General features: G+C 67.0%; 19 protein-coding genes. 9 read left to right on the forward strand and 10 right to left on the reverse strand.

Annotated features, from left to right (window positions below; translation table 11 throughout):
- Nucleotides 1–7: 7 nt before the first annotated feature.
- From cysW to FOA17_RS00215, 4 genes are read right to left on the reverse strand one after another with little or no spacing between them, the layout of a single operon-like run.
- Nucleotides 8–871, reverse strand: coding sequence for a sulfate ABC transporter permease subunit CysW (cysW, locus tag FOA17_RS00200; RefSeq protein WP_149139505.1), 864 nt, complete (start codon nt 869–871; stop codon nt 8–10).
- A complete protein-coding gene (cysT, locus tag FOA17_RS00205; protein ID WP_149139506.1) occupies nt 864–1,700 on the reverse strand; it encodes a sulfate ABC transporter permease subunit CysT in 837 nt (278 codons plus the stop codon). Before cysT ends, cysW begins: the two co-directional genes overlap by 8 nt.
- Nucleotides 1,701–1,709: 9 nt before the next feature.
- On the reverse strand, nt 1,710–2,837 hold the full coding sequence (locus FOA17_RS00210) for a sulfate ABC transporter substrate-binding protein (RefSeq protein ID WP_162528128.1): 1,128 nt from the start codon (nt 2,835–2,837) through the stop codon (nt 1,710–1,712).
- Between the two features lie 46 nt (nt 2,838–2,883).
- Nucleotides 2,884–3,126 carry a hypothetical protein gene (locus FOA17_RS00215; RefSeq protein WP_149139507.1) on the reverse strand — a complete coding sequence of 81 codons (243 nt, stop codon included), beginning with the start codon at nt 3,124–3,126 and terminating at the stop codon, nt 2,884–2,886.
- Between the two features lie 279 nt (nt 3,127–3,405).
- Here FOA17_RS00215 and FOA17_RS00220 point away from each other — a divergent pair, with 279 nt between their 5' ends.
- The gene (locus tag FOA17_RS00220) at nt 3,406–3,882 is read left to right on the forward strand and encodes an Lrp/AsnC family transcriptional regulator (RefSeq protein ID WP_149139508.1); all 477 of its coding nucleotides are present in this window, start codon (nt 3,406–3,408) and stop codon (nt 3,880–3,882) included.
- A gap of 20 nt (nt 3,883–3,902) precedes the next feature.
- On the opposite strand, the gene FOA17_RS00225 is transcribed toward FOA17_RS00220, so the two are convergent.
- Nucleotides 3,903–4,829: a DMT family transporter gene (locus FOA17_RS00225; RefSeq protein ID WP_238991671.1), complete on the reverse strand. Its 927-nt coding sequence runs from the start codon at nt 4,827–4,829 to the stop codon at nt 3,903–3,905.
- 128 nt (nt 4,830–4,957) lie between these two features.
- Between FOA17_RS00225 and FOA17_RS00230 the strand changes: the two genes are divergently transcribed.
- Both FOA17_RS00230 and FOA17_RS00235 read left to right on the forward strand, forming a co-directional pair.
- Nucleotides 4,958–5,848 (forward strand): LysR family transcriptional regulator, encoded by an 891-nt coding sequence (locus FOA17_RS00230; RefSeq protein WP_149139509.1) that lies wholly within the window; start codon nt 4,958–4,960, stop codon nt 5,846–5,848.
- A 94-nt stretch (nt 5,849–5,942) separates the two neighbouring features.
- On the forward strand, nt 5,943–6,353 hold the full coding sequence (locus tag FOA17_RS00235) for an OsmC family protein (protein ID WP_149139510.1): 411 nt from the start codon (nt 5,943–5,945) through the stop codon (nt 6,351–6,353).
- Between the two features lie 5 nt (nt 6,354–6,358).
- On the opposite strand, the gene arsB is transcribed toward FOA17_RS00235, so the two are convergent.
- Nucleotides 6,359–7,372, reverse strand: a complete 1,014-nt coding sequence (arsB, locus tag FOA17_RS00240) for an ACR3 family arsenite efflux transporter (RefSeq protein ID WP_149139511.1) — start codon at nt 7,370–7,372, stop codon at nt 6,359–6,361.
- 383 nt (nt 7,373–7,755) lie between these two features.
- On the opposite strand from arsB, the gene FOA17_RS00245 reads away from it, so the two are divergent.
- Genes FOA17_RS00245 through FOA17_RS00255 form a run of 3 tightly spaced genes read left to right on the forward strand, consistent with a single transcriptional unit; the run spans nt 7,756 to nt 10,832 of the window.
- Entirely contained in the window at nt 7,756–8,220 is a 465-nt protein-coding gene (locus FOA17_RS00245) for a MarR family winged helix-turn-helix transcriptional regulator (RefSeq protein WP_149139512.1), read from the forward strand.
- Nucleotides 8,217–9,320, forward strand: a complete 1,104-nt coding sequence (locus FOA17_RS00250) for an HlyD family secretion protein (RefSeq protein WP_149139513.1) — start codon at nt 8,217–8,219, stop codon at nt 9,318–9,320. Before FOA17_RS00245 ends, FOA17_RS00250 begins: the two co-directional genes overlap by 4 nt.
- Before the next feature lie 15 nt (nt 9,321–9,335).
- Nucleotides 9,336–10,832: a DHA2 family efflux MFS transporter permease subunit gene (locus FOA17_RS00255; protein ID WP_149139514.1), complete on the forward strand. Its 1,497-nt coding sequence runs from the start codon at nt 9,336–9,338 to the stop codon at nt 10,830–10,832.
- 7 nt (nt 10,833–10,839) lie between these two features.
- On the opposite strand, the gene FOA17_RS00260 is transcribed toward FOA17_RS00255, so the two are convergent.
- The 3 genes from FOA17_RS00260 to FOA17_RS00270 are packed head-to-tail and all read right to left on the reverse strand — an operon-like array spanning nt 10,840 to nt 15,140.
- Entirely contained in the window at nt 10,840–11,892 is a 1,053-nt protein-coding gene (locus FOA17_RS00260; protein ID WP_149139515.1) for an ABC transporter ATP-binding protein, read from the reverse strand.
- A 16-nt stretch (nt 11,893–11,908) separates the two neighbouring features.
- On the reverse strand, nt 11,909–14,053 hold the full coding sequence (locus FOA17_RS00265; protein ID WP_149139516.1) for an ABC transporter permease: 2,145 nt from the start codon (nt 14,051–14,053) through the stop codon (nt 11,909–11,911).
- A gap of 55 nt (nt 14,054–14,108) precedes the next feature.
- Nucleotides 14,109–15,140 (reverse strand): ABC transporter substrate-binding protein, encoded by a 1,032-nt coding sequence (locus FOA17_RS00270; RefSeq protein WP_149139517.1) that lies wholly within the window; start codon nt 15,138–15,140, stop codon nt 14,109–14,111.
- A 255-nt stretch (nt 15,141–15,395) separates the two neighbouring features.
- Between FOA17_RS00270 and FOA17_RS00275 the strand changes: the two genes are divergently transcribed.
- Genes FOA17_RS00275 through FOA17_RS00285 form a run of 3 tightly spaced genes read left to right on the forward strand, consistent with a single transcriptional unit; the run spans nt 15,396 to nt 19,212 of the window.
- Nucleotides 15,396–16,124 carry a response regulator gene (locus FOA17_RS00275; RefSeq protein WP_149139518.1) on the forward strand — a complete coding sequence of 243 codons (729 nt, stop codon included), beginning with the start codon at nt 15,396–15,398 and terminating at the stop codon, nt 16,122–16,124.
- On the forward strand, nt 16,121–18,577 hold the full coding sequence (locus FOA17_RS00280) for an ATP-binding protein (protein WP_149139519.1): 2,457 nt from the start codon (nt 16,121–16,123) through the stop codon (nt 18,575–18,577). The genes FOA17_RS00275 and FOA17_RS00280 overlap by 4 nt, the downstream gene beginning before the upstream one ends.
- Nucleotides 18,574–19,212, forward strand: coding sequence for an HAD family hydrolase (locus FOA17_RS00285; protein ID WP_149139520.1), 639 nt, complete (start codon nt 18,574–18,576; stop codon nt 19,210–19,212). Before FOA17_RS00280 ends, FOA17_RS00285 begins: the two co-directional genes overlap by 4 nt.
- On the opposite strand, the gene FOA17_RS00290 is transcribed toward FOA17_RS00285, so the two are convergent.
- Nucleotides 19,209–19,703 carry a helix-turn-helix transcriptional regulator gene (locus tag FOA17_RS00290; RefSeq protein ID WP_149139521.1) on the reverse strand — a complete coding sequence of 165 codons (495 nt, stop codon included), beginning with the start codon at nt 19,701–19,703 and terminating at the stop codon, nt 19,209–19,211. The genes FOA17_RS00285 and FOA17_RS00290 overlap by 4 nt on opposite strands.
- Nucleotides 19,704–19,813 lie beyond the last annotated feature (110 nt).

Here is a 19,813-nt window from a genome sequence, read left to right on the forward strand (position 1 = left end):
CGGCCTCTCAGGGACGGTGGGTTGCAGCAAGCTGGTCGGCATGGCGCCGCTCCAGCCCGGCTTTCAGCAGCAGGGTGACAAGGGCCAGCAGCGCCAGCACGACCGCCAGGCTGAAGGCCGCGACCGAGAGATATTCCTGATAGAGCATCTCGATCGTGATCGGCATGGTGGCGGTCTGACCCCGGATCTTGCCCGAGACCACGGCGACCGCGCCGAATTCGCCCATGGCGCGGGCATTGCACAGCAGCACGCCATACATCAGCGCCCAGCGGATATTCGGCAGCGTCACCGTGCGAAACACCCGCCAGCCCGAGGCCCCGAGCGTCAGCGCCGCCTCTTCCTCGCTGCGGCCCTGTTCGATCATCACGGGGATCAGTTCCCGCGCGACAAAGGGAAAGGTCACGAACAGCGTGGCCAGCACGATACCGGGCAGCGCAAAGACCACCGGCGCGCCCTGTGCCACCAGCCAGCCGCCGACAAGGCTGTTGCTGCCGAACATCAGCACGATACACAGCCCCGCCACCACCGGACTGACCGAAAAGGGCAGGTCGATCAGCGTGATGAGCAGCGCCTTGCCGCGAAAATCGAACCGGGTGATGAACCAGGCCGCCGCGATGCCGAAAACGGCGTTCAACGGCACCGAGATGGCGGCGATGGTCAGGGTCAGCCGGATCGCCGCGCGGGCGTCCGGGTTGGCCAGGCTGCGCAGCGCGGCGCCCGCGCCATCGGCCAGGGCCTCGGCAAAGACCGCGACCAGCGGCGCCAGCACCAGCAGCGCAAGGCCCAACACGGCAATGCCGGTCAGCGCCCATTGCAGGGCCGGCGCCTCGGTCGTGGGGGAACGGTGATGAAAGGCGGGAATGTCAGACATCTTGCAGGCTCCGGCGGCTCCAGATCTGGATGAGGTTGATCGACAGCAGCATGGCCAGGCTGATCACCAGCATGGCGATGCCGATCGCGGCGGCGGCGTCATAGTTGAACTCCTCCAGCTGGATGACGATCAGCAGGGGCGCGATTTCGGTCAGGCGGGGGATGTTGCCGGCGATGAAGATGACCGACCCGTATTCGCCCACCCCCCGCGCCAGCGACAGCGCAAAGCCGGTCAGCGCGGCGGGGGTCAGGATCGGCAGGATCACTCGGCGCAGCGTGTGCAGCCGCGTGGCGCCAAGGCTGGCCGAGGCCTCCTCGATCTCGCGGTCGATCTCCTCGATCACCGGTTGCACGCTGCGCGCGACAAAGGGCAGGCCCACGAAGACAAGGGCGATGAAGATGCCCCATTGCGTATAGGCGATCTGCCAGCCCAGCCGCGCCGCCACTTGGCCAAAGGCGCCGTTCGGTGCGTAAAGCGCGGTCAGGGCGATGCCCGCCACCGCCGTCGGCAGCGCAAAGGGCAGGTCCACCGCCGCATCCAGCAGGCGCCGCCCGACAAAGCGGTAGCGCGCCAGAACCCAGGCCAGCACGAGGCCGAAGACCAGGTTGAACAGCGCCGCCGCCAGCGCCAGCCGGAACGATAGGAACAGCGCCGCCCAGACCCGCGGGCGGTTCACCGTTTCCCAGATACCGGCCGCGCCATAGCTGGCGCCCTTGGCCAGAAGGGCGCCGATGGGCAGCAGGACGACCAGCGACAGCAGAGTCAGCGTGATGCCCATCGACAGGCCAAGGCCGGGCATGGCGGATCGGCGGATCAGGGGGCGGCCCATCATCGCACCTTACTGCGGCACATAGATCTGGTCGAAGATGCCGCCATCGCCGAAATGTTCGGGCTGCACTTTGGACCAACCGCCGAAATGGGCGATATCCACCAGATCAAGCTTGGGAAAGCGCGCCACATCGGCCGGGTCGGCCCTGGACGTATCCCATGCGCGATAGAAATGCCGGAAGGCCAGCGCCTGCCCCTCGGGCGAATAGAGATAGTCGAGATAGGCTTCGGCCAGGGCCCGGCTTTGGTCATCGGGGATATTGGCCTCGACCAGCGCGACCGGCGGTTCGGTCAGGATGCTGACCGAGGGCACGACGATGTCGAACTGATCGGCGCCAAGTTCCTCTTGCGCGAGATAGGCCTCGTTTTCCCAGGCGAGCAGCACGTCACCGATGCCGCGCTGCGTGAAGGTGGTGGTGGCGCCGCGCGCGCCGGAATCCAGCACGGGCACATTGTGGAACAGCTTGCCGACAAATGCCTTCGGATCCTGCCCGTTCCGTTCGGCCCAGGCCCAGGCGGCCAGATAGTTCCAGCGCGCGCCGCCGCTGGTCTTGGGGTTGGGGGTGATGACCTGCACGCCGTCAGCGACCAGATCGCCCCAATCCTTCAGGCCCTTGGGATTGCCCTTGCGCACCAGAAAGACGATCGTGCTGGTATAGGGCGATGAATTGTGCGGCCGCGCCGATTGCCAATCCGCCGGCAGCTTGCCCGCCGCCGCGATCTTGTCGATGTCCGAGGCCAGCGCCAGCGTGACGACCTGCGCCTTGAGCCCGTCGATCACCGCGCGGGCCTGCGACCCCGATCCGCCATGGCTGGTTTCCAGGGTCGGGGCGGGGTGGCCCTGGGCCACCCACCAGTCGCTGAAGGCGGCGTTGACATCGCGATACAGCTCGCGCGTGGGGTCATAGCTGACATTCAGCAGGCTTTGCGCCTGCGCCGCTTGCGGCGCGCCAAGCGCCAGCAGCGCCAGCGCCAGCCCGCCAAGCGCGCCGCGCCACAGCCGGGGCAGCGGCCAGCCGGTCAGCCTTTCGCGCCCGGTTTCGATGATGACGCGGCCATCGGTCAGCTCTGCGACCTTGACGCCCTGGGCGGTCTGCACGGCGGCGGCGGGGGTGGAAAGTCGGATCGTGGTCAGCATGTCGTTTCCTTCAAGATCAGGGGAATTGAGGTCAGGGGGCGGGCGATCAGCGCCGGCCCAAGGGCAGGACCGGCGCGATCCGCGCGGCCCAGAGATCGGGGTCGCGCCGGGCCAGCAATTCGATCGCGGCCTCGGCGGGGTGACGGGTGAACAGGGTCAGGGGCTGGCCCTTGATGCGATGCAGCGCGCCGGTCTGGCGATGCACCAGCTGCACCGACCAGGTCCGATGATCGCCCTGCGCCGGATGCATCGTTCCGGCCTGTGCGGGCAAAGCGGCATATGCGGTCATCTTGCGATCTCCCTTGTGGCAGGCGGCGGGGTGCGGCCTTGTCCATAAATAACGACATTTCAGGTCGAGTATTGCAAGGGAATATTCACGTCAAATTTTGTCGTATATATGGAAAATCCTTCTCCCGCTTGCCGGAGAAGTCACATAGAGCATTGTATAATAGTGATAAAATTCGCCTCCACCAGCCAGACAATATACACGATAAAAAATATAGACATTAATGGGAAATGGTGCATTCTGGTGCGGTGGCCCGGCGGACCGGGCGTGAAAGGGGGCAGGATGACGGCCGAACTCGACCTGATCGACCGCAAGATCGTGGCAGAGCTGATGCGCGACGCGACGCTGCCGGTGGCGCGCATCGCAGACAGGGTGGGCCTGTCGCAAACCCCCTGCTGGAAGCGGATCCAGAAGCTCGAATCTGCGGGCGTGCTGACCGGGCGGGTGGCGCTGGCCGATCCGCGCAAGCTGGGCTTCGGGCTGACCGTCTTTGTCGGGATCGAGGCCACCGACCATTCCGCCGAATGGCGCGAAACCTTTGACCGCGCCACCGCAGCCCTGCCCGAGATCATGGAGATCTACCGCATGGCGGGCAGCTTCGACTATCTGCTGCATGTCGCGGTGGCCGATATGGCGGCCTTTGACCGGCTGTATCGGCAGCTGACCGAAACCGTGCCGATCCGCAGCATGACCTCGCATTTCGCGATGGAGCGGCTGCGTTTCAGCACCGCCTATCCGGTGGCAACGGCGGCGCGGTGAACCCTGCCGGGGCAGGGGGCTCAGCGCGCGGTCAGCCAGACCCCGACCAGCGTCGCCGCCAGCCCCGCGAACATCATCGGGGTCAGCGGCTCGGCGAACAGGGCCCAGGCCCAGACCATCGTGACCGGCGGGCTGAGATAGATCGCCGCGCTGACCTTGGCGGCGGGAAACATCCGCAGGCTGGTATAATAGACCGAATAGGCGCCGAAGGTCGCGATCAGCACCAGCCAGACCATGCCAAGGGCAAAGTTGCGCGTCAGCGGTGGCGCCAACCCGTCACCCGCCATCAGCGCGCAAAGCCCGAACAGCGCCGCGCCGGTCAGGCTCTGGATGCACAGGGCCTGATGCACCGGCAGATGCAGCACCTTGCGCCCCTTGTGCAGCACCGAGGCCAGGGCGAAGACCAGCATGGACCCGGCCGTGATCCCATAGGCCCAAAGCGGCGCCGCGCCCCAGGTCAGGCTGTCGAAGGACACGACCAGAACGCCGCTCACCGCGATGGCGGTGCCCAGCCATTGCCGGGGCGACAGCCGCTCGCCCAGCACGGGTTGCGCCAGGGCGGCAATGGCCAGCGGCAAAAGGTCAGAGATCAGCGCGACCAGCCCGGTCGGCACGCGCTGTTCGATCGCCAGCGCGAAACCGCCCAGATAGAGAAACACCGACATCACGCCGAACCCCATCTGGAACAGCACCGCGCGCCGGCCCGGCCTTGGCCCGAAGGCCAGCGCGAAGGGCAAGAGGATCAGCCCCGACAGCAGCGTGCGCCAGAACAGCAGCAGAACCACGCTTGCCTCCGCATTGGCAAAGCGGATGCCGATGAAGCCCGAACTCCAACCCAGGATCAGCAGCACCGCCATCAGCGGCCAAAGCAGCGGGTGGCGCGGCGGGGCAAGGGTGGTGGCGGGCAGGCTGGTCATCGGGGCCTCGATCTGATGCGCCTTCGTCATAGCGGGTGTCGCAACCGCGCGCATATGACAAATTTCGATGGAACGATGAATTCATGGCGCCATGTGTAATGGGATATTGCCCCGTAAGGCTGCCGGGGGCATCCTGTAGGGCAACAGGGGGTCAGACCATGACAGATCTTTCCAGCCGCCGCCTTGATATCGACGCCCTGCGCGCCTTGCGGGCAATCCGCCAACAGGGCGGTGTGACCCGCGCCGCCGAGATGCTGGGTCTGACGCAATCGGCCGTCAGCCACAAGGTCAAGCGGCTGGAAACCAGCCTCGATTGCGATCTGCTGGCACTACGGCCGGGCGGGCCGCTGTTCACCGCGGCGGGCGACGATCTGCTGGACTATGCCGCGCGCATCCTTGATCTGCATGACGAGGCGCTGCTGAGCCTGACCAAGACCGATCTGTCCGGCCGCATCCAGCTCGGCCTGACCGAAGACACGACCTGTTCCGACCTGTCGCGCATTCTGGGCCGGTTTCACCGTCTGCATCCGCAGGTCGCCGTCCGCACCCGCGTCAGGATGAGCATCGAGTTGCGCGCGCTGCTGGAGCGGGGCGAGCTGGATGCCGCCATCCTTCAGGTCTTTGCCCATGAGGTGCGGCCGACCGATGTCGCGCTGCTGCGCGAGGGCCTGCATTGGGTCAAGCTGGCGGGGCTGGCACTGCCCGAGCGCGGGCCGATCCCCTTTCTGTCCTTTGACGACGCCTGTTTCTATCGTCATTGGGCGATGGATGTCGGGCAGGATGACGGCGCCTTGCTGGAAACCGTGTTCGAATGCGCCAGCGCCGCCGGCATCGTGGCGGGCGTGCTGGCCGGGCTGGGCGTCGCGCTGCTGAGCGACCGCCACATCCGCCCCGATATGGAGGTGATCGACACGCGCCTGCCGCCACCGCCCGGTCTTGTCTATGTCGTGCGCCGGGCCCGCCGCGCGCGCAATCCCGCGCTGGACTGCCTGGTTGCCGGCATCGTGGCCGAGGTCAGCCGCCAGGGCGGTCTGTCGCTGGTGGTCTGAGGCCGGATGCCGCAGGACCACGCGCGACGTGCCGTGGTGACAGTCGCGCCGCAGGGTGTAGGATCGGGCAGAATAGCCGCAGCAGGAGGCACGCATGGAATACCGCGTTCACGCCCGTCGCATTGATGCCCATGGCAGCCTGGCCGTCGCCGGCGCGGCAGAGGTCACGCTGGACACCGACCTGGCCGGCCGCCCCGACGCCATGAACCCGGTGGAGCTGCTGCTTTCGGCGCTGGCGGCCTGCATGCTCAAGGGTATCGAGCGGGTGATGCCGATGCTGCATTTCCAGCTCGACGGCGCCGAATTGCGGCTTGAGGCCCTGCGCCAGGACGCGCCACCCCGGTTGACCCTGATCCGTTACGAAATCGTGGTGGACAGCGCCGAAACCGACCAGCGCCTTGATCTTTTGCACCGCAACATCCTGAAATACGGCACGATCTCGAACACGCTCGCCGCCGCCGTGCCGCTGGAGGGCACCCTGCGCCGCGCGGCCGGCAGGGGCTGAGCCGGTCAGGCCGGGAATCTGTCGCGCGTCCGATTGGCAAAGGCCACCAGCGACAGCATGACCGGCACCTCGACCAGCACGCCCACCACCGTCGCCAGCGCCGCCCCGGAATGGATGCCGAACAGCCCGATTGCCACCGCCACCGCCAGTTCAAAGAAATTGGAGGTGCCGATCAGCGCGCAGGGCGCCGCCACCCGATGCGGCAACCGCCAGAGCCAGGCCCAGCCATAGCCAAGCGCGAAGATGCCATAGGACTGGATCACGATAGGCACCGCGATCAGCCCGATCAGCAGCGGCTGGGCCAGGATCACCGGCCCCTGAAAGCCGAACAGCAACACCACCGTCAGCAAGAGACCGAGCACGGAAACCGGCTTGATCCGCGCGGTAAAGGTCTCGACCGGGATGCCCCGCGCGATCAATGCCCGCCGCGTCAGCGCCCCGGCGATCAGCGGAATCACGATATACAGGATCACCGACAGAATCAGCGTCGCCCAGGGCACGGACAATTCGGTGACACCCAGCAGCAACGCCACGATGGGCGCAAAGGCCACGACCATGATCAGGTCGTTCACCGAGACCTGCACCAGCGTATAATTGGGATCGCCGCGCGTCAGCTGCGACCAGACGAAGACCATCGCCGTGCAGGGTGCCGCACCCAGCAGGATCAGCCCGGCGATATAGGCCTGCGCCTGTTCCGGGTCGATCAGCCCGGCAAAGAGATGCCCGAGGAACAGCACCGCCAGCCCGGCCATGGTAAAGGGCTTGACCAGCCAGTTGATGACCAGCGTCACCACCAGGCCACGGGGCCGGCGACCGACCTCTTTCAACGATGCCAGATCGACCGCGATCATCATCGGATAGACCATGGCCCAGATCAGCACCGCGACGACAAGGTTGACCGACGCATATTCCATCCCGGCCAGCACGCGGAACAACCCCGGCACCGCCGCGCCAAGCGCCAGCCCCGCCAGGATGCAGATCGCGACCCAGAGCGTCAGCCAGCGTTCAAAGAGACCCATGCGCTTTCCTTTCCCGGGATGTTCGGTCGCGAAACTGCCCGAAAACGCCGCCGCGCACCACTGCCGCGTTTGCTCCTGCGCTTCGCCACGCTGGCATAAATACATTACATAAGACTGATTATCCGATATGTGCCGCATGCCGTGGCGCATTCTAACCGGGGTGAGGCCGAAGGCCTATCTCGCTGAACAGCAAGCAGAACTGACATGGCCTGAGGCTCGGCATGCGCCTTTGCCCCCCCCCGGACGGGTCGTCAGACCGATCACAGCGGGTCAGCCGATGGCAGGAAGTTTGATGCGGTTGTAACCGCCCATTGCGCCATCGCCAGACGACCGCCATCAGATTCCACTTTATTAGTAACCCATGATTACTATATATGTCGCTTATGAGTTACCGAATCGAACGCCTTGCCATGTTGCTCAATGACGCCTCGCGCGCGATGCGCCGCCGGTTCGAGGCGCGCTCGACCGAATGGGGGCTTTCGGCGACGCAATGGCGCCTGCTCGCCATCATCCTCAACGAGGGACCGCAGACCCAGGCCACCCTGGCCGAGCGGCTGGACGTGGAACCGATGAGCGTGTCGCGCCTGATCGACCGGATGGAAAGCGGCGGCTGGGTGCGCCGCATCGTCCACCCCGAGGATCGCCGCGCCCGCATGGTGGAGCCGACGGAAAAGGCCGCCGCCGCCGCGCCCGAGGTCAAGGTGATCATCGAGCGGATCTATGACGAGGCCCTGCTGCATCTGACCGATGACGAGCGGCGCATCTTTCATCACGCGCTGTTACGCGTGATCGACACCTTGAACAGCCCGGCCGAAGGTGCCGGACCCGAGACAGAGCCAAAGCCATGAGCGACATTCCCGAAGCCCCGCCCGCCACCGACAGCCGCTCCGCGACCCCGGCCGCGCCGCGCCGCACCAGCCCGCTGCGGCGGCTGGTCACCATGATCGGCCTCCCCGCGGTCGTGGCCCTTGGCGCGGGCTATTTCTGGCTGGCCGGCGCCGGCACCGAAACGACCGAGAACGCCAATCTCCACCTTGCCCATATCGCGGTGGCCCCCGGGATCGGTGGCCGGGTGACCCGGGTCGGGGTGAGCGAGCTTCAGCATGTCAGCAAGGGCGATCTGCTGTTTCAGGTGGACCCGGAGCCTTACAATCTGGCCGTCGCACAGGCCGAAGTGGCGCTGCGCGCCGCCCGGATGCAGGTCGATCAGCTGAAGGCGGGCTATCGTCAGGCCGCCGCGCAGGCCGCCGTCTCGGCCGAGAATGCCGAGTATCAGCAGCACGAGCTGGACCGCACCGAGGCCCTGTTGCGCAAGGGGGTCGCCACCCCGTCCGAGCTGGACGACATGCGCCACACCGCCCGTCAGGCCGAAGATCAGGCGACGGTCGCGCGGCTGGCCGTCTCTGCCGCGTTGACCGCGCTTGGCGGCGACCCGGAGGCCGAAACCGATGGTCATCCGGTCGTGCGGGCGGCGCTGGTCGATCTGGACCGCGCGCGCTACAACCTGTCGCAGACCACGGTGACCGCCCCGGCCGACGGGCTGATCTATCAGGCCGCGTCGTTCCGCGAAGGGGCGATGGTCACGGCGGGGCAATCGGTCTTTGCGCTGGTCGAATCCGACGAGGTCTGGGTCGAGGCGAATTTCAAGGAAACCCAGCTTTACGCCATGGCGCCCGACCAGAAGGCCGAGATCGAATTCGACGCCCAGCCCGGCCGCAGCTTTGCCGGCACGGTCGAGGCCATCGGCGCGGGCACGGGGGCCGAATTTTCGCTGCTGCCGGCGCAGAATGCCACCGGCAACTGGGTCAAGGTCACGCAGCGCGTGCCGGTGCGCATCCGGCTGGATCACCCCGACCAACTGGCGGGCCTGGCCACCGGCCTTTCCGCCAGCGTGACGGTCGAGACCGGCGCCCCCGGCCTGTTTGGCGCAGCCCGCGCCGCCGAGTAACGGATCGGACCGATCATGACCGCCCTTGCCGCCGCGCAGCCCGAGGTGAAACATCGCGGGCTGATCACCCTGTCGATCATGCTGGCCACCATCATGCAGGTGCTGGACACGACGATCGCCAATGTCGCCCTGCCCTCGATGACCGGCGATCTGGGCGCCTCGCAGGATACGATCACCTGGGTTCTGACCAGCTATATCGTCGCCTCGGCCATCGTGACGCCGATGACCGGCTGGCTGGCCGACCGCTTTGGCAAGCGCGAGCTGTTTCTGGTGTCGATCATCGGCTTTGTCGCCACCTCCATGGCCTGCGGCATGGCCTGGAACCTGACCTCGATGGTGGTGTTCCGGCTGTTGCAGGGCCTGTTCGGCGCCGCGATCGTGCCGCTGTCGCAGACCTTCCTGCTGGATATCAACCCGCGCGAAAAGGCCGGGCAGGCCATGGCGATGTGGGGCGCGGGTATCATGGTCGGCCCGATCATCGGCCCGACGCTGGGCGGCTGGCTGACCGAAAGCTACAACTGGCGATGGGTTTTCTTTATCAACCTGCCGGTCGGCATCATCGCCTTTCTCGGCTCGGCCGCCTTTCTGCCGCGCAGCCAGCAGCGCCCGCGCAGCTTTGATCTGATGGGTTTCGGCCTGTTGTCGCTGGGCATCGGCGCGATGCAACTGATGCTGGATCGCGGCGGCGAGGTGGACTGGTTCGCCTCTGGCGAGATCTGGATCTATGCGGTGCTGACCTTTGCCGGGTTCTGGATGTTCGCCACGCATATCCGCCACACCGAACATCCCTTTCTGGACCCGCGCATCTTTGCCGACCGCAACTTTGCCACCGGGCTGGTGTTCATCTTTGTGATCGGGGTGCTGCTGCTGTCATCGCTGGCGCTGCTGCCGCCCATGCTGTCGCGGATCCTCAGCTATCCGGTCATCACGACCGGGCTGGTCATGGCGCCGCGCGGGGTGGGGACCATGGTCTCGATGCTGGTCGTGGGGCGGCTGGTGCGCATCATCGACCCGCGCCTGCTCGTGGTGACGGGGCTGTTGCTGACCGCGCTGTCGCTGTGGGAGATGTCGGGCTTTTCGCCGCAGATGGATGCGGTGCCGATCATCCGGTCGGGCATCGTGCAGGGGCTGGGCCTCGGGCTGGTTTTCGTGCCGCTTTCGACAATCGCCTTTGCCACGCTGGAGCCGCGGTTCCGCGCCGATGCGACCAGCCTGTTCAGCCTGGTGCGCAATATCGGATCGTCCGTCGGGATTTCCATCGTCTCGGTGCTGCTGACGCGCAACATCCAGATCAATCACGCCGAACTTTCGGCCACCATCACGCCCTGGAACCCGGTGCTGCGGCAGTTGAACCCGGCGGCGGCGACCGGCAATCCGGCCGCCCTGTCCGGCATCGACGGGATGATCAACGCGCAGGCGGCGATGATCTCTTACCTCGATGATTTCTGGCTGATGATGTGGATCACCCTGGCCGCCATTCCGCTGGCGCTGGTCCTGCGCAAAGCGGATTGAGGGGCGATCACCCCGCAACCAGCCGCAGGTCGCCGGGATGCCAGCTCAGCGTCACGCTGTCGCCCTTGCGAAACGGCGTGGCCGAAGGCGGCAGGATGGCAAAGACCTCGCCCGCCGGGGTGGCCAGCGTATACTGGATCGAATTGCCCAGATAGGCCGCATAGCTGACCTCGGCGGAAATGCCGCCCGGCGCCGCACCTGCCGAAAGCCGCACCTGATGCGGGCGCAAGACCAGCTTGGCCGGGCCTTTGGCACTGCTGGCCAGCGGCAGGTCATGGGTCTGATCGAGCAAGCGCACCCGTGTGGCGGCGCCGGCCTCCAGCACCTCGACATCCAGCAGGTTCGCGTCGCCGATGAAATCCGCGATAAAGGCCGAAGCCGGGCGTTCATACAGGTCGTGCGGCGTGCCTTCCTGCGCGATCTCGGCATTCTTCATCACGATGATCCGGTCGGAAACCGCCATGGCCTCTTCCTGATCGTGGGTCACATAGACCGCGGTCAGGCCAAGGCGCTGCTGGATCTGGCGGATTTCCTCGCGCACATGGCGGCGCAGCTTGGCGTCCAGGTTCGAGAGCGGCTCATCCAGCAGAAGAACCTCGGGTTCCAGCACGATGGCCCGGGCCACCGCGACGCGCTGCTGCTGCCCGCCCGACAGTTCCGACGGCAGCCGCGCGCCAAAGCCCTTCAGCCCCACCATCTCCAGCCCGGCCTCGGCCCGCTGGGTCATTTCGGCCTTGGGCATGCGCTTGACGCTCAGGCCATAGGCCACGTTTTCCAGCACGTTCATATGCGGGAACAGCGCGTAGGACTGGAACACCATCGACACCCGCCGATAGGTCGCGGACAGATGCGTCACATCCTGCCCGCCGATCAGGATCCGCCCCTCGGAGGCGCTTTCCAGCCCGGCGATCAGCCGCAGCGTCGTGGTCTTGCCGCAGCCCGACGGCCCCAGCAGCGTGCAAAGCGTGCCGGGCTGGATGTCCAGCGTCAGCGGCTTCAGCGCCGTCACCTCGCCATAGCGCTTGGTGACATTCTCGAAACGGACAGAGCCCTTGGTCATCTCAGAACCTTTCATGTCATGCCGCCACGCGGTCGGACCGGCGCAGCCGGCGGCGGCCGATCACCGCCTGCAAGGCCAGGATGGCGGCCAGCATCGTGACGATCAGCACCGTCGAATAGGCGATGGCGATGCCGAATTCGTTGTTCTCCACCCGGCCGACGATAAAGCTGGTGGCCATGTTGTGCCGGGCCGAGACCAGAAAGATCACGGCGGAAACCGAGGTGATCGCCCGCACGAAGCTATAGGTGATGGCGGCCAGGATCGCCGGCCCCAGCAGCGGCAGGATCACCCGGCGCAGCGTGGTGAAACTGTTCGCACCCAGCATGATCGAGGCCTCGTCCAGCGATTTGTCGAGCTGGCTCATCGCCGCGATGCCGCCGCGCACGCCCACCGGCATGTTGCGGAAGACAAAGACCAGGATCAGGATGATCGCCGTTCCCGTCAGCTCGATCGGGGGAAAATTGAAGGCCATGACATAGGCCACCCCGATCACCGTGCCCGGAATGGCAAAGCTGAGCATGGTGGAAAATTCAAACGCATCCTTGCCGGCGAATTTCTGCCGCACCAGCAGATAGGCCGTCGCCAGCCCCACCATCGCCGTCAGCGGCGCGGAAATCGCGGCGATGGTCAGCGTGGAAAAATAGCTGTCCCAGGCCGCGCCGGTAAAATGCAGCCCGTTGCGGAAGGTGATCGCGAAGGCCTGTTTGTAATGCGCCAGCGTGAAGCTGTGGTTATAGCCCCAGAGCTTCACGAAACTGCCGAACACGATCAGCGCATAAAGCACCAGCGTAAACGCGGCCCAGGGCAGCGCGGTGGCATAGCAGGCCCATTTCAGGCCGGGATTCAGGCTTGCATGCTGGCCATTATCGGCCTTGCCGGTGACGGTGGCATAGCTTTTGCGCCCCAGCCAGCGGCGCTGCACCAGAAAGGCGCCCAGCGTCATCGCCAGCAGGATCATCGACAGGATCGCGGCCTTGGCCGGATCGGCGACGGTGCCCACGATGGCGAAATAGATCTCGGTGGACAGCACGTTGAAATTGCCGCCCAGCACCAGCGGATTGCCGAAATCGGCAAGGCTTTCGATGAAGCCCAGCAGAAAGGCATTGGCCAGCCCCGGCCGCATCAGGGGCAGCGATACCCGGCGAAAGGTCTGCCAGCGGTCGGCGTCAAGCGTCTGGCTCGCCTCCTCCATCGAGGGGCTGATGCCCTCGACCACGCCGATCAGCACCAGAAAGGCAATCGGGGTGAAGGACAGCATCTGCGCCAGCCAGACCCCGCCAAAGCCATAGATCCAGCGGGTCTTTTCCATGCCAAAGGCCCAGTGCAGGAATTCGGTCATGGTGCCGGCGCGGCCAAACAGCAGGATCAGCGCAAGGCCGATCACGAAAGGCGGCGTGATGATCGGCAGGATGGTCAGCACCCGCAGCAGTTTCTTGGCGACGAAATCGGTGCGGGTAAAGATCAGCGCGAAGGCAAGGCCCAGCGTCGTGGTGCCCAGGCCGGTTGCCAGCGCCAGCGCCAGCGAATTGACCGCCGGCCCGCACCAGCCGCCCGCAAGGCAGGCCAGCGACCAGGTTTCGGCGGCAAAGAAGCGCGGCAGAAACTCCGACAGGCCGAACCCCGCGCCGCCCTTCAGCTCAAAGGCGCGGATCAGCACAAAGGCCATCGGGTAGAAAACGAAGACACCGACCAGCGCGACGATCAGCCCGACCAGGCCGGTGACAAAGGCATCCCCCCTGCCCCGCCCGCGCGCCGAAATGCCGGTGGTGGTGATGAACAGCAGCGCCAGCGCGGTGACAAAGGCGCCCAGCCCCATGCCCGGCTGCGCGGCCGTGCCAAGCGCGGCAAGACGCGGCCCGTCGCCCAGGATCAGGAGACCCTGCGCCACCAGCAACACCAGCCCGGCAACGCCGCAGATTACCCATGCCTTCGCCCGTGCCTGCGGATCGCGCAGCAGGAAACCCGCCGCCAGCGCGGCCAACAGCGCCAGCCCCGGCCCCGCCAGCCAGACGCGCCCCCCCAGCACGGCGACAAGGCCAGACGCCCCCGCCGGATCGCCCGGCCAGCCAAGCGACAGAACGCCCCCCGGCACCATATACCATGGCAGCAGGACAAAGCCGGCCACCCCCAACAGGCCCCAAAGCCGTGCGGTGCGCGTCATCGTGATCTTCCCTGAACGAAGATGGCCCGCGCTGTGACGGCGCGGGCCGGATGGGTCATTCCTCGATGGCGCCGCCGGCGCCCTTCACGTCCTTTTCCCACCGTGCCAGCAGACGCTCGCGGGTTTCCGACGCGCCATAGGTGGCAAAGTCATAGTCGATCAGCTTGATCGAGGCCATGTCGGGCGCCTCCGGGTCGGTGGCGGCACCGGGGTTCGAGGGGATGTTGTAGACGCCGACCTCAAGCCCGGGCGACTGCCCCTCGGCCGAAATGACATATTCCACCCATTTCTTCGCGGCCTCCAGATGCGGCGTGCCCTCGACAACCGACACCGCGCCCAGTTCATAGCCCGTGCCCTCGCAGGGGGCGACGATCTCCACCGGGAAGCCGTCCTTCTTCAGCTTCACCATGTCATGCATGAAGCCGATGCCGATCGTCGTCTCGCCCCGCGCGGTGGCCTTGCCGGGGGCGGAGCCCGATTTCGTATACTGGTTCACATTGGCGCCGATCTCGGCCAGCAGCTTGAAGGCCTCATCCTCGCCGAACAACTGCACCAGGGTCGCCAGTTCGGTATAGGCCGTGCCCGAGGAATTGGGGTTCGCCACCTGGATCTCGCCCTTGTAGTCGGGCTTGGCCAGATCGCGCCAGCAGGCCGGGGCGGGCAGGTTCTTTTCGGCCAGAACCTCGGTATTGTAGATAAAGCCCAGCAGGCCCACATGCACCCCGACCGCCTTGCCGCCGGTCATGTTGGTCATGTTCTGCGCCCACCCCAGCAGGCCCGAGACATCGACGCCGGTCGCCTGGGTCAGCCCCTCATTCGCGGCGATGATATGCGGATCGCCCGTGCCGCCCCACCAGACATCCACCTTGGGATTGCCCTTTTCGGCGCGCAGCTGGGCCAGAACCTCGCCGGTTGATTTGCGCACGATGGCCACGTCGATGCCGGTCGCGGCCTCGAAATTCTGCGCCATCAGATCGCACCAGGTCTGTTCATTGGAACAGACCACGTTCAGATCCTCGGCCATGGCCGCCGAAGCCGACATGGCGGCAGACAGCGCCAGCGCGCTGATGAAAAGCTTGTTGGTCATGTTTTCCTCCCGTTGCCCCGGCCTGCCGCTTCCTCGGGCGGCGACCGGGCTGGGCAAAGCCTGCCATGCGGTTGCCCTTGCAAGCGACCCCCGGAACGGTGAACAGCGCTGCATCACGCCGGGTTTTTGATGAACAATGTTACAAAAGCCCGGCAAACGGGTCACAAATGAAACCCGAAACCCCCTCCCCGCCCGTCGGGCCGCAGGGCATCATGGCCCCGCCGGGCGGGAGGGCGCGGCAAGGACGGAGGAGCCATGTCCAGCGCGGCACCACATCAGGGGCCTGTCGTCGTCATCGTCGATGACGATGCTGAATTGCGCGCCAGCGTCGCGGCGCTGCTGGCCGAGAACGGCTTTGCCCCGGTCGCGGTGCCCGACAGCGCGGGCTTCTTTGCCGCCGCCGCCGCCGGGCCGGTGGATCTGGCGCTGATCGACCTGCGACTGGCGGGGGAAAGCGGGCAGACGCTGGCCATCCGCATCCGCGAGACGATGGGCCTGCCCATCGTCATGCTGACCGGGCGCGGCGACGAGACCGACAAGATCATCGGGCTGGAAACCGGCGCCGACGATTACATGATGAAGCCCTTCAACCCGCGCGAACTGGTGGCGCGGCTGCGCGCGGTGCTGCGCCGGTCGGGCCACCCTGCCCTTGCGACGCCCGACCGCAGCCAGAGCCGGATGCGCAGCTTTGGCGCCCTGCGGCTGGATCAGACCCGGCGCGAATTGCTGGGGCCGGACGGGGCCGAAATCCCGCTTACCAATGCGGAATATCGCCTGCTCGATTACTTTCTGCGCCACCCCGACCGCATCATTCCCAGGTCAGACCTGCTGCGCGAACTGGGCAATGACCTGTCGCTCTATATGGATCGCACCATCGACGTGCTGATCCTGCGCCTGCGCCGCAAGATCGAACCCGTGCCCTCCAAGCCCGCGCATCTGCAAACCCGGCGCGGGCAGGGCTATATCTTCGTCACCGCGCCATGACGCGATGGCAACGCCCCACGGTGCGCGCCCGGCTTTGGGGGGCGCTGGCCGCGCTGGCCGCCGCGACGCTGATCGTGGGGGCGACAAGCTGGGTCACGCTGCATCAGGCGACCGGGCGCCTGGACCGGCTGCATGACGAAACGCTGACCGCGGTAGACCAATCACTGACCCTGTCGCGCCGCGCCTCGGATCTGGCGACGGGGGCGCCGTGGCTTCTGACGCTGCAAAGCCCGTTCCGCATCCGGCAAGAGGCCGAAACCGCGCGCGGTCTCATCGCGGGTATCGCCGGAAGCCTCGCCCCGGGGGAGGGCGCGCTGGCCGCGATGCTGCGCAGCATGGATGCGGCGGTGCTGGATCTGGCGGCGGCGGCGACGGCGCGCGCGGGCTTTACCGACCAGATCCTGCGGCTGAACGCGCGCACCGCCGGGATCGAACGGCAACTGGTCGCCCGCGCCGCGGTCGAACCCTTTGCGCAAGACTGGCTGACGCTGCAACGCATCACCCGCGCGCTTCTGGGCGCGGGGCGCGCGACCAATCTGGTCAGCGTCGGCGAATTTCACCGCGACTATTTCCGCCTGACCCACGGCATTGCCTTCAGCCCCGCCAGCCGCCCCTATCTGGACGAGATGCGCGCCCTCGCCGAAGGCCCCGAAGGGTTGTTCGAGCTGCGCCGCCGCGAACTTGGCCGCCAGATCGCCGCCGAGGCGGCACTGGCCCGCATCCGGCTGGGCGCCGAGGCGGTCAGCCGGCACGCGGCCGAGGTCACCGCCCGCACGCAGGCGCAGATCGCGGCGGAACGGGCGCGCACCCTGTCCGCCATCGCCTTTGCCCGCGGGATCATCGTCATCGTGGGCTTTGGCAGCGCGGTGGTGGCCTTGGCGGCGGCGCTGTTCGTGTCGGGCTATGTCACCGCCAATCTGCGCGCCATTTCGGATGCGATGATGCGGCTTGCGGTCGGGGACCGTTCCTCGCGGCTGCCGCGCGGCGAACATGCGGGCGACGAGATCGGCAAGCTGTTCCACGCCTTCCGGGCCTTTCGCGCCAATACGCTGCGGCTCGACCGGTCCAACCGGCAACTGGCGCAGCGCAATGCCCTGTTTGAAAACCTGTTCGACGGCATGTCGGACGGGCTGGCGATCCTGTCGGATGCCGGCGCGGTGGTGGCGCGCAATCGCCATCTGGCAACCGTGCTGGGCCTTTCGGACAGCGTGTTTGACGGCCGCCCCGACATGGCCGCGCTGTTGCCGGGCGCCGGCTGGCAGCGCATCGGCCCCGAGGGACTGACCGAGTTGCACCACAGCGATGGCCGGGTGGTCGAACTGCGGCAAAGCCCGCTGGCCACCGGCGGCGCGGTGATGCTGCTGACCGATGTCTCGGCCCGCCGCGCGCTGGAGGACCGGCTGCAACAGGTGCAGCGGACCGAGGCGCTTGGCAAGATCGCGGGAGAGGTGGCGCATGATTTCGGCAATATCCTGTCCACCATTTCCACCAGCCTGCATCTGCTGGAAACCGCGCCGCCGGACCGCGCAGGCGCGCTGCATCAGACGCTGGGCGCGGCGCTGGATCTGGGCACGGCGCTGACGCAGCGCCTGCTGGCCTTTGCCCGCCGCCTGCATCTGGAACCCGAGGTGGTGGATCTGAATGCGCTGGTCGAGGGGATGGAGGATCTGATCGCGCTGGCGCTGGAGGACCGCATCGCGCTGCACCTGCACCCCTCGGGCGGGCCGCTGGCGGTGCGGATCGACCCGGGCCAGATGGAAAGCGCGTTGCTGAACCTCTGTCTCAATGCCGCGCAGGCGATCGAGGGGGCGGGCGCCATCACCGTCACGCTGACCCCCACCCCCGAGGGCCGCGCCGCAATCGAGGTCCGCGATACCGGACGCGGCATGACACCCGAGGTGCTGGCCATGGCGATGGAGCCGTTTTTCACTGCCCGCCCCGATGGCACCGGCACCGGGCTGGGGCTGGCCATGGTCTGCGGCTTCATCCGCCAGTCGGGCGGCGATATCGACATCCGCTCGGCCCCCGGACAGGGCACCACCGTCCGGCTGGTGCTGCCGCTGGCCACGGACGCCGCCCCTGCCCTGCCGCCCCTGGGCCGCGTGCTGCTGGTCGAAGATGCGGCAGACGACGCCGCCCATGCCCGGCGACTGCTTGCCCAAGGCCGCCTGACCGAGACCGCCAGCCTGCCCGACGCCCTGCGCCTGATCGCCGACAGCCCGCCCTTCGATCTGGTGCTGACCGACCTGCATCTGAACGGCGCGGCCTCTGGCTGGTCCATCGCCGAGGCGGCGCTGCGCCGCGACGACCGCACCCGCGTGATCGTGACTTCGGGCCATCTGCCCGAGGCCGACCCGCTGGGCGCCCGCTTTCCCGGCCGGCTGTTTCGCCTGCCCAAACCGCTTGATGCCGCCGCACTGGCCGCCTGCCTGCAAGGAACCCGATCCGCATGACCCCGATGCCCAAGGCCCTGATCTTTGATTGCGACGGCACGCTGGTGCTGACGGGCGATCTGCATTTCGACGCTTTCACCGAGGCTTTCGCCCGGCAAGGTGCCGCGCTGGACCGTGGTTTTTACCATGCGCGCGGCGGGCTGGCGCGGCAGGGGCTGATTTCGGAATGGGTGGCAGAGACCGGCGCCGGGCTGGATGTCGCCCGCGCCGTGCAAGACAGTATCGACGCCGCCGCGCGGCTGGCGCGGGCCGGGCAATGCGCCCCCAATCCGCCGGTGGCGGCGCTGGCCCGGGCCTGGGGCGCGCGCCCCTCTGCCGTGGCCTCGAACGGTGAGGCGGTGGTGGTCGAGGCGATCCTGGGCGGCGCGGGCCTGCGCGATCTTTTCGACACGGTGGTCACGCTCTGTGACGTGCCGGCGCCAAAGCCCGATCCGGCGATGTTCCTGCTGGCCGCGGCGCGGCTTGGCACCGCACCGGCCGATTGCCTGGTGCTGGAGGACAGCGCGCAGGGGATGGAGGCCGCCCGCCGCGCGGGCATCCCCGCGCTGGATGTGCGTGAGGCCCCTGCCCTCGCGGCGGTGGCCGCGCTGACACAGCGCCTGGCGGCTGCCACCCCTGCCCTGCCGCGCCTCTAGCGAAAGATCGCGCCCAGTTCGGCCCGGCTGGAAATCCCCAGCTTGCCATAGATCGACTGCACCTGATTGCGGACCGTATGGGGCGATTTGCCCAGCCTTTCCGCGATACGGCCGGTGCAATCGCCCCCGGCCAGCAGTTGCGCGACCTGAAGCTCCTTGGGGGAAAGCAGATCGCGCGGGCCTTCGCGGCGCACCTCGACACAGCGGATGTCGATCCGTTCGCCGCGCAGCGCGGCCGGCGCGACCTCGATCACCAGACCCAGCTTGCGAATGCGATGCCGGCCCAGCCGGGTGAATCGCGACAGATAGCGCCTTGGCACCACACCGCCATCCTGCCAATCGGGGAAAAAGCTGCGCAGCGTGTCGATCGACCGGGGCGAACGGGCCAGCACGGTGCCGCCCGGCTCCAGGTCCATGAACATCTCGTCATAGGCCTTGCCGGCGTTGCAGCTCAGGTCGCAATGCTGCACCGCGCTGTCCAAAAGCGGCACGACGCGCGCAAACAGTGCGATTTCGGCGGCGTTCCAGGCCGGGGCGGCATCGCCCTTGCGATAAAGCGACAGGAACAGATGCGGCCGGTTCGGATCGGGCCGGCCGCATC

This window comes from Gemmobacter caeruleus (assembly GCF_008271655.1).
GTDB lineage: Bacteria > Pseudomonadota > Alphaproteobacteria > Rhodobacterales > Rhodobacteraceae > Gemmobacter > Gemmobacter caeruleus.

Bases quoted from the DNA above. Each gene is read 5' to 3' on its own strand.
- FOA17_RS00235 (WP_149139510.1), top strand. From the start codon at position 5,943: ATGGAATACCGCGTTCACGCCCGTCGCATTGATGCCCATGGCAGCCTG.
- FOA17_RS00210 (WP_162528128.1), bottom strand. From the start codon at position 2,837: ATGCTGACCACGATCCGACTTTCCACCCCCGCCGCCGCCGTGCAGACC.
- FOA17_RS00275 (WP_149139518.1), top strand. From the start codon at position 15,396: ATGTCCAGCGCGGCACCACATCAGGGGCCTGTCGTCGTCATCGTCGAT.
- FOA17_RS00285 (WP_149139520.1), top strand. From the start codon at position 18,574: ATGACCCCGATGCCCAAGGCCCTGATCTTTGATTGCGACGGCACGCTG.
- cysT (WP_149139506.1), bottom strand. From the start codon at position 1,700: ATGGGCCGCCCCCTGATCCGCCGATCCGCCATGCCCGGCCTTGGCCTG.
- FOA17_RS00260 (WP_149139515.1), bottom strand. From the start codon at position 11,892: ATGACCAAGGGCTCTGTCCGTTTCGAGAATGTCACCAAGCGCTATGGC.
- FOA17_RS00230 (WP_149139509.1), top strand. From the start codon at position 4,958: ATGACAGATCTTTCCAGCCGCCGCCTTGATATCGACGCCCTGCGCGCC.
- cysW (WP_149139505.1), bottom strand. From the start codon at position 871: ATGTCTGACATTCCCGCCTTTCATCACCGTTCCCCCACGACCGAGGCG.
- FOA17_RS00215 (WP_149139507.1), bottom strand. From the start codon at position 3,126: ATGACCGCATATGCCGCTTTGCCCGCACAGGCCGGAACGATGCATCCG.
- FOA17_RS00225 (WP_238991671.1), bottom strand. From the start codon at position 4,829: ATGACGAAGGCGCATCAGATCGAGGCCCCGATGACCAGCCTGCCCGCC.
- FOA17_RS00270 (WP_149139517.1), bottom strand. From the start codon at position 15,140: ATGACCAACAAGCTTTTCATCAGCGCGCTGGCGCTGTCTGCCGCCATG.
- FOA17_RS00255 (WP_149139514.1), top strand. From the start codon at position 9,336: ATGACCGCCCTTGCCGCCGCGCAGCCCGAGGTGAAACATCGCGGGCTG.
- FOA17_RS00245 (WP_149139512.1), top strand. From the start codon at position 7,756: ATGAGTTACCGAATCGAACGCCTTGCCATGTTGCTCAATGACGCCTCG.
- FOA17_RS00280 (WP_149139519.1), top strand. From the start codon at position 16,121: ATGACGCGATGGCAACGCCCCACGGTGCGCGCCCGGCTTTGGGGGGCG.
- arsB (WP_149139511.1), bottom strand. From the start codon at position 7,372: ATGGGTCTCTTTGAACGCTGGCTGACGCTCTGGGTCGCGATCTGCATC.
- FOA17_RS00250 (WP_149139513.1), top strand. From the start codon at position 8,217: ATGAGCGACATTCCCGAAGCCCCGCCCGCCACCGACAGCCGCTCCGCG.
- FOA17_RS00265 (WP_149139516.1), bottom strand. From the start codon at position 14,053: ATGACGCGCACCGCACGGCTTTGGGGCCTGTTGGGGGTGGCCGGCTTT.
- FOA17_RS00220 (WP_149139508.1), top strand. From the start codon at position 3,406: ATGACGGCCGAACTCGACCTGATCGACCGCAAGATCGTGGCAGAGCTG.